We start from the raw sequence: 8,962 nt of genomic DNA on the forward strand, positions 1-8,962 counted from the left end.
GCCGCAGATCCTGGTCTCTCTGGTCGAGGTCGATGTCGCATCGATCATGCGGGCAAAGCGGGCCGGCGCCCAGGGCTACCTCTTGAAACCATTCAACCGGCCGCAATTGCTGGAACGATTCCGCGTCCTGAAGATCGCCGCCTGACGGCAGGCCAGGATTGGCCATTCAACACAAAAAACCCGGCTGAAGCCGGGTTTTTTTGTGCTGAAGAGCAATCGAAAGAATGGGTCAGGCGCTGACGCGGATGTCTTCCGGCTCGCGCAGCACGTAGCCGCGGCCCCAAACGGTCTCGATGTAGTTCTGGCCGCCGGAGGCCGCGTCGAGCTTCTTGCGCAGCTTGCAGATGAAGACGTCGATGATCTTCAGTTCCGGCTCGTCCATGCCGCCATAGAGGTGGTTGAGGAACATTTCCTTGGTCAGCGTGGTGCCCTTGCGCAGCGAGAGCAGCTCCAGCATCTGGTATTCCTTGCCGGTCAGGTGGACGCGCTGGCCGCCGACTTCGACGGTCTTGGCGTCGAGGTTGACCACCAGGTCGCCGGTGGTGATAACCGACTGGGCATGGCCCTTGGAACGCCGCACGATGGCGTGAATGCGCGCCACCAACTCGTCCTTGTGGAATGGCTTGGTCATGTAGTCGTCGGCGCCGAAGCCGAGGCCGCGCACCTTGTCCTCGATGCCGGCCATGCCGGACAGGATCAATATAGGCGTCTTCACCTTGGACAGGCGAAGCGTTCTCAAGACTTCATAGCCCGACATGTCCGGCAGATTGAGGTCGAGAAGGATGATGTCGTAGTCGTAGAGCTTTCCGAGATCGACACCCTCTTCGCCGAGATCGGTCGTATAGACATTGAAGCTTTCCGATTTCAGCATCAATTCGATGCTTTGTGCGGTTGCACTGTCATCTTCTATCAGCAGAACACGCATTTCATTCCCCTTTTCTGCTGCCGGACCATGTCACGACCCGTCCGGGACCGGAGCAGTGATTGCCTGAACAGAAGGTGCCATCGAATGGTTAACAAAACCTAATTTCGTGCCGAGGACGATACCAGATTTTTTAACCCCTTTCTACACCCTCTTGAATCTAATAACGAATCACAGACCAAAACCGCTAATGCACCACATTAATAAGCCAGCCTAAGTGACTCCAGGGACTCGCTGGTCGGCTTCCCGTCGAAAGCCGGAATTTTTACCCGGCCTTAAGTCCTCGCCCGTATGATTAACAATGCCCGTAAACGAATGGTTACCAACGGCAAAAAACTTTAGGAGTTTGTTTCCCATAGTGGGGGGAAAGCCAGGGGATACGGGCAGCGCTTGGGCCTTTCCGAGCGGATTGGACGATATGTGCGGGTGTGCGTTTCCGGGAGTACCGAATCATGAAGTCACGTGAAAACCTCGTTCGGCTGAAACAGTTTCAGGTGAATGAGAAGCGGCGGCAGCTGCTGCAGCTCGACATGATGATCGCCGAGTTCGAACGCATGGCCGTCGAACTGGAGGTGCAGATCGCCGCCGAGGAGAAGAAGGCCGGCATCACCGACATCAATCATTTTGCCTATCCGACCTTCGCCAAGGCGGCGCGCCTGCGCCGCGACAACCTGAGAAATTCGCAAAGCGACCTCGCCCAGCAGCGAAGCACTGCCGAATCATTACTCGGCGAAGCTGAAGCGGAGCTTTCCAAGGCAGAGATGCTGGAATCACGCGACACCAAGATTCGCGACGCCGAACTCGGCGGCCGCAGCGCAATGATCGGGTAAAGCCGCCGACGAGCGCTATCCGCGCGACGCAAGCCGGCGAACCGCCGGCCAGGAGCCTGGCGGCCGCTCAGTCCAGCGTCGCAAGATCCGCTTGACGGTCCATCGATGCCCGGGTGCGGGCCGCCTTGATGTCGGGCGCGTGCTCTTCCGACCAGGACTGTATCTGATTGAGCAGTCCCGCCAGGTTCCGGCCGAGATCGGTCAGCTCATATTCGACCCTTGGCGGGATCACCGGAAAGATCTCCCGCCGCACCAGCCCGTCGCGCTCGAGCACACGCAGCGTCTGAGTCAGCATTTTCGGCGTGATGCCTTCGAGCTTGCGGGCCAGCTCGCCATTGCGCATCCGCCCGCGGCGCAGCGCGCAGACGGTCAGGTAGACCCATTTGCTGGCCAGCATTTCGAGCACGGTGTGCGAAGGGCACGTCCGCCGGAATGCATCATAGCCGAAGGGGGCGCCGCAATCACTATCCATGAGCTGCCTATATATAGATAAGGTACATACTAGACAAGAGAATATTACTATCCAAATGATAGCGGCACACCAACATCGAGGAGCCTCTCATGCGTGCCGTTACCCAGAATACCGTCGGCGGTCCCGACGTCCTTGTCATCGCCGACCGGCCGGACCCGGCGCCGAAGGCCGGCGAAGTGCTGGTCCGCGTCAGCGCCGCCGGCATCAACCCTGTCGACGGCGCGGTGCGCGGCGGCAACTATCCGCTGCTCGGCGAGCCGCCCTTCATCCTCGGCTGGGACATTTCCGGAACCATCGAGGCGCTTGGCCCCGATGTTACCGGCCTCAAGGTTGGCGATCAGGTGTTCGGCATGCCGCACTTTCCGAAGCAGGCGGCGGCCTACGCCGAACTGGCCGTGGCCCCCGCCGATGAGATTGCGCCAAAGCCCGAAAGCATCGATCACATCCACGCCGCGGCGCTGCCCCTGGCCGGCCTGACAGCCTGGCAAGGCCTCGTCCGCCACGGCGGCCTGAGAAAGGGTCAGCGCGTGCTGGTGCACGCGGCGGCCGGCGGCGTCGGCCATTTGGCGGTGCAGATCGCCAAGGCGCACGGCGCCCATGTCATAGCGACCGCCAGTCCGGACAAGCTCGACTTCGTGCGCTCGATCGGCGCCGACGAGGTCGTCGACTACACCGCAGGTGATTTCACCGAAAAGGTCGGCGATGTCGATCTGGTGCTGGACGCAATCGGCGGCGATCATGCCGACCAGTCGCTGAAAGTCGTGCGTGACGGCGGCATGCTGGTGTCGCTGCTTAACGTTCACGACGCCACCAGGGCAACGGCCGGCGCCCGCGGCATCCGCGTCGAGCGCATGTCGGTGGTGCCGGATCGCGACGGTCTCATTGAACTCGGGAAATTGGTCGATGCGAGAAAGCTTGCCGTGCATGTGGCGGAAAGCTTTCCGCTGGCGCGGGCCGGCGACGCCCATGCCTTCCTCGCCGCCAGGCCGATCGGCAAGGTGGTGCTGGCAGTCTGAGCGCGGGACGATCCGACAAAAAACGAAGGGCGCGGTTTACCGCGCCCTTCGTTTAGCCTGAACAGGCCTCAATGCCGGTATTGTTGGATGCGCGTCGTGCGCAGCCCGGCAAGGCCGTATTCGTCGATCGACGCTTGCCAGGACAGGAATTCCTCGGTGGTGAGCTTGTAGCGCTGGCAAGCCTCTTCGAGGCTGAGCAGGCCGCCACGCACCGCGGCCACCACTTCCGCCTTGCGCCGGATAACCCAGCGCCGTGTATTGGTCGGCGGCAGATCGGCAATCGTAAGAGGGCTGCCGTCAGGCCCGATAACATACTTGACTCGCGGTCTAACCAGATCGGTCATCGTACTCTCTACAAAAAACTCAAAGACCCAATCCCCGCCACAGTACCGCCACAGCTTTAAAAATTGCCTAAGCGAACCCTAATGACTAGGTAAGGATCGTGAACGTCGCGTTAGCGTTTTCCTCGGCATTTGAGAGATGCGCCGCCGGGCATTGATTTTGCAGGCAAAAAATCGACCCGTCCGGGAGACGCTGGCGCCACGCGGGTGCTTGACCTATATTCCGGCCATTGGCATTCAGACGCCACGCAGAACGAAAGTACAATGAACAGCCTCGACCTTCCCGGACGCCCCGAAAACACCCGCGTCGTCGTCGCCATGTCGGGCGGCGTCGATTCCTCTGTCGTCGCCGGCATCCTGAAGCGCGAAGGCTATGACGTCGTCGGCGTCACGCTGCAGCTCTATGACCATGGCGCGGCGACACATCGCGCCGGCTCGTGCTGCGCCGGCCAGGACATCGACGATGCCCGCCGTGTCTCCGAGACACTCGGCATCCCGCATTACGTGCTCGACTACGAGGAGCGCTTCCGCAAGGCGGTCATCGATCCCTTCGCCGATTCCTATGTCGCCGGAGAAACGCCGATACCCTGTGTTTCGTGCAACCAGACGGTGAAGTTTGCCGACCTCCTGGCAACCGCGCAGGACCTTGGAGCCGATGCTTTGGCCACCGGCCACTACATCCGCTCCGGCGCCAACGGCGCCCATCGCGCGCTCTACCGCCCGGTCGATGCCGACCGCGACCAGAGCTATTTCCTGTTCGCCACCACGCAGGCGCAGATCGACTATCTGCGCTTTCCGCTGGGTGGCCTGTCGAAGCCGCAGGTTCGCGCCATCGCCGAGGAGATGGGGCTAACGGTCGCCACCAAGCAGGACAGCCAGGACATCTGCTTCGTGCCGCAGGGCAAATATTCCGACATCATCGCCAAGCTGAAGCCGGCCGCCGCCAATCCCGGTGACATCGTCCACATCGACGGCCGCGTGCTCGGCCGCCATGAAGGCATCCTGCGCTATACGATCGGCCAGCGCCGCGGCATCGGCATCGCCTCCGGCGAGCCGCTCTATGTCGTCCATCTGGACGCCGACCGCGCCCGCGTCATCGTCGGCCCGCGCGAGGCGCTGGAGACGCACAAGATCTATCTGCGCAACATGAACTGGCTGGGCGACGGGCCGCTCGCCGACGTGCCGGCCGGCGGGCTGGAGCTGTTCGCCAAGGTCCGCTCGACGCGCCCGCCGCGTCCGGCGGTGCTGCATCACCGCGATGGCGTCACCTCGGTGGAACTGGTCGACGGCGAGTCGGGCATCGCGCCCGGCCAGGCCTGCGTGCTCTATTCCGACGACGGCAACGAGGCGCGCGTGTTCGGCGGCGGCTTCATCGAACGCTCGGAGCGCGGCGCCGAGGCCGAGGCCATGCTGACGCGGCTTGCCGCCCGCCCGGCGCAGATCCCCGCCGAATAGCGCGGCACATCGCCACGATCCTCTGGACGGTTTAGGCCAGGCTCAGGATGAAGATCCGGTGTGGGTGACTGTACCCGCCGTCAGGATGCGCAGCACCCTGATCGCTTCCTCGCCGCTGGTGCGGGGTTCGGCCCGGGTTTCGATGCATTGCATGAAATGCGCGAGTTCGCGCGTCAGCGGCATGCCTTCACCGACCGCCACATAGGACGGCTCGTTGGTAGTGAAGGCCCACTGGCCGCTGTCCTGCCAGACCGCATGGCGATAGACGGCAAGCTTGCGCTCCCAAGGTTCGACATCGTCGAACACCGCCATAGCCTTGGTGCCGACAACCGTCAGCCGCCGCTCGCGATAGGGATTGAGCCGCGATGCGAACAGATGGCTGCGCAGGCCGTTGGGAAAGCGCATGTGCAGATGCGCGAAGTCGCTGAGATTGTCGAGCAGCGCCGCGCCCTCGCCCCTGACCTCGATCGGTTCCGTGCCGGTGATCGCCAGGATCATCGACAGATCGTGCGGCGCGAGGTCCCACAGCGCGTCGTTCTCGGTATGGAACTTGCCGAGGCCGAGGCGATGCGAATGGATGTAGCGCACCTCGCCGAGCTCGCCATTGTCGATCAGACCCTTGAGCGTCTCGAAGGCGGGGTGGAAGCGCAGGACATGGCCGACCATGAAGACGCGGCCATTATCCTTGGCCGCCTTGACCGAGCGCTCGGCGTCGGCCACCGTCAGCGCGATCGGCTTCTCCACCAGCACGTCCTTGCCACCCTCGACGGCGCGCACCGCCATGTCGGCATGGAACTGCGGCGGCAGCGCCATGATGATGGCGTCGACGTCGTCGCGGGTGAACAATTGCTCCGGTTCGATCGCCAGGCAGTCCTGCTCGCTGGCAAAGCCTTCCGCGCGGGCGCGATTGAGATCCGAAACCGCGTGCAAGGCGCCGAGCGCCTTGAGGGTGCGGATATGGTTGCTGCCCCAGTATCCGCAACCGAGGACTGCAATGCGCGGCTTCATTCGTTCAAACTCTAGAATTTCGTGGCCGAGACATAGCGACGTGCCCGGTCGAACTCAACCCCGGTAGCCCAGATCAGATGCCTGTCCGGCAAAGCTTTTGGGGTTGCGCGAATATGCCGGGCGACTGATCGTATCGAAGCTTGACAGGCTTGCCCTGCCAACCTTATATCCGCGCCGACCTTGGTGAACGCCCCGACATGCCTTGCGGTTTGAGGCAGATTTCGGGCCTTTCACCGCCCTGGCGGGGTAGCTCAGTTGGTTAGAGCACGGGAATCATAATCCTGGGGTCGGGGGTTCAAGTCCCTCTCCCGCTACCATCCACTTCCTTAATGAAATCAAGGCGTTGGCGCTTGCCCGCAAGGGCGGTCGCGCCGATTTTGTGTCGCGCCATGTTGCAATCAGCTTCCGTTGATTTCCAAGTGTTTCCTGCGACTATCGGCAGGTCCACGCGACATGGTATGCGACATGAATAAGGAGGAAGCACAGCCATGGAATGTTTTGTCATCGTGGATGGTAAAACTCAGAACAAAGTTCCGATCGGCAATATCGAGTCCGCCAAGAAGCTTGCGCTAGAGCATGCGCGAGGCGTCGACGACACTCGCAACATTCATGTTCTCGTTCGTTGGCCAGGACTGACACCACCAAAAGCAGATGTGGTAATTCCTTACGACGCACAAAAGAGCGCATGGGGAGATCCGCGAGATTGGCCATAACGCGGGTCGCTGAGAGAGCCCGAGCAAGAGGAGATTGATTTGTCGATTCCGCACAATGACTACGCGGCAGGCTTCGAGGCTGGATTTCGAACAGTGAGAGGGATGAATGCGGCACTCCCTGCATTACCGGCGCAACCAGCCACACCAGCGAATTTCACGCCGTTCTTAGTGGGGGTGCGAAAAGGTCTTGAGAGTGCTGGGGTGAAAACAAAATAGCCCGCCACCGTGAGGCAGCGGGCCGGTTCCGTAAAATGGCCTGACTAACCGACAGACAACCCTCCCCCGCGGGCAATGCGGGCGATATCTTTCATGACGCATTCGAGATCGCTGCAGTCGAACCCCCACGCCTTGTGCACCCGCGCTTTCGTGGCGATGTCCTCGAAAGTTTGCGCGGGGTAGCGGATCACCCGACCAGCTGCCACCGAAACGCGGCTGTGCTGGCGCTGATAGGCGCGATCAATCTTGGTGAAACCCGTCTGTCGGCGGATCGCCCATTCGGCTTTGTTGTAAGCCCGGATGGGCTCATCAAATTCGATGCGCCCAGGATGACGCCAGTCACTAAGTTCGGCGACGGTCATCTTCCGAAAGGCTTCTACCTCGGTTGCTGTAAGCTCACGCCTGACCGGCTTGACCAGTTTGGCCCGCTCTTCAAAGTACTGGCGCTCCGCGGCAGCGTGCTCGGGCTCAATGGCCCGAAGCTTGGTCCATTCGACAAAGAAGGTCGCTTCCAGGCCTGAAAGCTTGCCGACCGCCGGCGCGGGCGAGGCATTGGCAGCAGAGATGCTGACGCCGAGCAGCGTAGCAGCGAGGCCCGATCCGCTCATGACGAGAGCGGCCCGGCGGTTGATTGTGGGCAAACCTTCGGCGGCAGCCCGAACACGGTTGTTCGGCATTGCTCTATCTCCTAGTTGGGTTTAATACCCCATTTGCGAGGTAATTTAACCATGAGAGCGTTTGCTTCTTGTGTCAACACCTATTTGTGTATAAAAACCAAATGGCGATATGGGGGCACCAAATGCCAGTGACTGGAAACCAGATAAAAGCCGCTCGCGCGCTAGCCGGGATGGATCAGAAGCAGCTTGCGGATGCCGCTGGCGTCGGCATCAACACCATCAGGAATTTCGAGAAGTGGAACGATCAGATCGTACGTGGTCGGCTCGACACGATGAACAATATCTATGCTGCCTTGGCTGACGTCGGCGTGGTCTTCCTGGAAGACAGCCAGGCTTCGACCGATGGCATAGGCGTCAGGATGGTTCGAAAACCATGATTGAACCAACGCCGCGCCGTTCGATGTCGCCGAAACGCCGACATCACATCTTTTCGGAGAACTGAACCGGCCACAACATCGCACCTGCTGCATCGCTGCGAGCCGTCACAACGACCAGATCGCGGCGCGCCCGGGCTGCCCGGGCTCAACAGCAACTGACGGCCCAGCGCATGCCGCCTGTGCGCTGAAGGAGACGGCCGAGGAGGACCCTCCTCGAATCGCGAAGGCCAACCATAAGGCTGGGGCCAAAAAAGAAAATCCGGCGCGAGGTTTTCAAACCCCGGCCGGCTCACGGTACGATTGGAAGTGGCGTCGCTACGTCAAGGTCGACGCTCGTCCGGTTCTCGGTGCTGCGCTCAGCTAGGCCACTCGACCTGGCCGGATATCAGCTTTCCACCCATCTCTCGGATCGCCCTGAGCACGAAGTCGTGTCTAACAGGCGACCGGCACCATCTATGTTGCGCGAAGTAGCGATTCGAAGTTCGCGTAAACTCGTCGAGGTCGGCCATGGTTATTCCGAGCCGCCAACACTCGTCCCTGAGATCGTCGAGCAGTTTGTCTCCGGTGCGGACCCATTGGAGGCGAGGGCGCTTTAGGCCTCGCCGACGTCCGAAATCATAAAGCTGGGCGGCCGTTAAATCGGGGAATCCTTCGTACAGATCTTTCTGAGTGCCCGAGCGATATATTTTCCGAAAGCGCCGCTCCTCCTCCTCGGTGAGAATCCTGTTGCGTCTCGTGATTTTCAGACGCCAGCACCGGAATTCCAGAGCCTTCCGGGATCTGTCGGGCAATGCGGCCGACAGGGCCTTGTAATCCGGATAAAGCGAGCGGCAGACATCATCGTCCTCTTGCCGCCAAAGCGGGTATCCACGTACGTTGACGCCGGTCTTTTGCACATGTCGGCGCGCCGCCTGCCTTATACGTGTCAACCATGC

11 protein-coding genes, 1 tRNA gene and 1 pseudogene are annotated in these 8,962 nt (G+C 61.1%); 7 read left to right on the forward strand and 6 right to left on the reverse strand.

Annotation, left to right across the window (positions count from 1 at the left end; genetic code table 11):
• A pseudogene (locus EN781_RS35325) lies at positions 1–145 on the forward strand (response regulator); the annotation flags it as partial.
• 84 nt (positions 146–229) lie between these two features.
• Here the strand turns inward: EN781_RS35325 and ctrA are convergent.
• Positions 230–925, reverse strand: coding sequence for a cell cycle two-component system response regulator CtrA (gene ctrA, locus EN781_RS17150; protein ID WP_006203583.1), 696 nt, complete (start codon positions 923–925; stop codon positions 230–232).
• Between the two features lie 449 nt (positions 926–1,374).
• Between ctrA and EN781_RS17155 the strand changes: the two genes are divergently transcribed.
• Complete coding sequence (locus EN781_RS17155) at positions 1,375–1,752, forward strand: flagellar export protein FliJ (protein ID WP_126058593.1); 378 nt, start codon at positions 1,375–1,377, stop codon at positions 1,750–1,752.
• A gap of 67 nt (positions 1,753–1,819) precedes the next feature.
• Here EN781_RS17155 and EN781_RS17160 read toward each other — a convergent pair whose 3' ends face one another.
• Entirely contained in the window at positions 1,820–2,224 is a 405-nt protein-coding gene (locus EN781_RS17160) for a helix-turn-helix domain-containing protein (RefSeq protein ID WP_126058592.1), read from the reverse strand.
• 89 nt (positions 2,225–2,313) lie between these two features.
• Between EN781_RS17160 and EN781_RS17165 the strand changes: the two genes are divergently transcribed.
• Positions 2,314–3,240, forward strand: a complete 927-nt coding sequence (locus tag EN781_RS17165; RefSeq protein WP_126058591.1) for an NADP-dependent oxidoreductase — start codon at positions 2,314–2,316, stop codon at positions 3,238–3,240.
• Positions 3,241–3,308: 68 nt separating this feature from the next.
• Here the strand turns inward: EN781_RS17165 and EN781_RS17170 are convergent, their stop codons facing one another.
• Positions 3,309–3,584, reverse strand: coding sequence for a DUF1153 domain-containing protein (locus EN781_RS17170; protein ID WP_006203587.1), 276 nt, complete (start codon positions 3,582–3,584; stop codon positions 3,309–3,311).
• A 261-nt stretch (positions 3,585–3,845) separates the two neighbouring features.
• Between EN781_RS17170 and mnmA the strand changes: the two genes are divergently transcribed.
• On the forward strand, positions 3,846–5,036 hold the full coding sequence (gene mnmA / locus EN781_RS17175; protein ID WP_126058590.1) for a tRNA 2-thiouridine(34) synthase MnmA: 1,191 nt from the start codon (positions 3,846–3,848) through the stop codon (positions 5,034–5,036).
• 42 nt (positions 5,037–5,078) lie between these two features.
• On the opposite strand, the gene EN781_RS17180 is transcribed toward mnmA, so the two are convergent.
• A complete protein-coding gene (locus tag EN781_RS17180) occupies positions 5,079–6,044 on the reverse strand; it encodes a Gfo/Idh/MocA family oxidoreductase (protein WP_126058589.1) in 966 nt (321 codons plus the stop codon).
• A 240-nt stretch (positions 6,045–6,284) separates the two neighbouring features.
• Between EN781_RS17180 and EN781_RS17185 the strand changes: the two genes are divergently transcribed.
• Positions 6,285–6,361 (forward strand) — tRNA-Met (locus EN781_RS17185).
• 171 nt (positions 6,362–6,532) lie between these two features.
• On the forward strand, positions 6,533–6,757 hold the full coding sequence (locus EN781_RS17190; RefSeq protein WP_126058588.1) for a hypothetical protein: 225 nt from the start codon (positions 6,533–6,535) through the stop codon (positions 6,755–6,757).
• Between the two features lie 260 nt (positions 6,758–7,017).
• Here EN781_RS17190 and EN781_RS17195 read toward each other — a convergent pair whose 3' ends face one another.
• Positions 7,018–7,650, reverse strand: a complete 633-nt coding sequence (locus EN781_RS17195) for a hypothetical protein (protein WP_126058587.1) — start codon at positions 7,648–7,650, stop codon at positions 7,018–7,020.
• Positions 7,651–7,820: 170 nt separating this feature from the next.
• Between EN781_RS17195 and EN781_RS17200 the strand changes: the two genes are divergently transcribed.
• Entirely contained in the window at positions 7,821–8,027 is a 207-nt protein-coding gene (locus EN781_RS17200; RefSeq protein WP_245492604.1) for a transcriptional regulator, read from the forward strand.
• Positions 8,028–8,383: 356 nt separating this feature from the next.
• Here the strand turns inward: EN781_RS17200 and EN781_RS34815 are convergent.
• Positions 8,384–8,962, reverse strand: a 579-nt coding sequence (locus EN781_RS34815) for a hypothetical protein (protein WP_210213480.1), incomplete at its 5' end; no start/stop codon positions are given.

The organism is Mesorhizobium sp. M4A.F.Ca.ET.090.04.2.1, from assembly GCF_003999085.1.
Classification (GTDB): Bacteria; Pseudomonadota; Alphaproteobacteria; order Rhizobiales; family Rhizobiaceae; genus Mesorhizobium.

Coding starts and splice junctions, on each gene's coding strand:
- EN781_RS17170 (WP_006203587.1), bottom strand. CDS start 3,584: ATGACCGATCTGGTTAGACCGCGAGTCAAGTATGTTATCGGGCCTGAC.
- EN781_RS17160 (WP_126058592.1), bottom strand. CDS start 2,224: ATGGATAGTGATTGCGGCGCCCCCTTCGGCTATGATGCATTCCGGCGG.
- EN781_RS17180 (WP_126058589.1), bottom strand. CDS start 6,044: ATGAAGCCGCGCATTGCAGTCCTCGGTTGCGGATACTGGGGCAGCAAC.
- EN781_RS17195 (WP_126058587.1), bottom strand. CDS start 7,650: ATGCCGAACAACCGTGTTCGGGCTGCCGCCGAAGGTTTGCCCACAATC.
- EN781_RS17200 (WP_245492604.1), top strand. CDS start 7,821: ATGGATCAGAAGCAGCTTGCGGATGCCGCTGGCGTCGGCATCAACACC.
- EN781_RS17190 (WP_126058588.1), top strand. CDS start 6,533: ATGGAATGTTTTGTCATCGTGGATGGTAAAACTCAGAACAAAGTTCCG.
- EN781_RS17155 (WP_126058593.1), top strand. CDS start 1,375: ATGAAGTCACGTGAAAACCTCGTTCGGCTGAAACAGTTTCAGGTGAAT.
- mnmA (WP_126058590.1), top strand. CDS start 3,846: ATGAACAGCCTCGACCTTCCCGGACGCCCCGAAAACACCCGCGTCGTC.
- ctrA (WP_006203583.1), bottom strand. CDS start 925: ATGCGTGTTCTGCTGATAGAAGATGACAGTGCAACCGCACAAAGCATC.
- EN781_RS17165 (WP_126058591.1), top strand. CDS start 2,314: ATGCGTGCCGTTACCCAGAATACCGTCGGCGGTCCCGACGTCCTTGTC.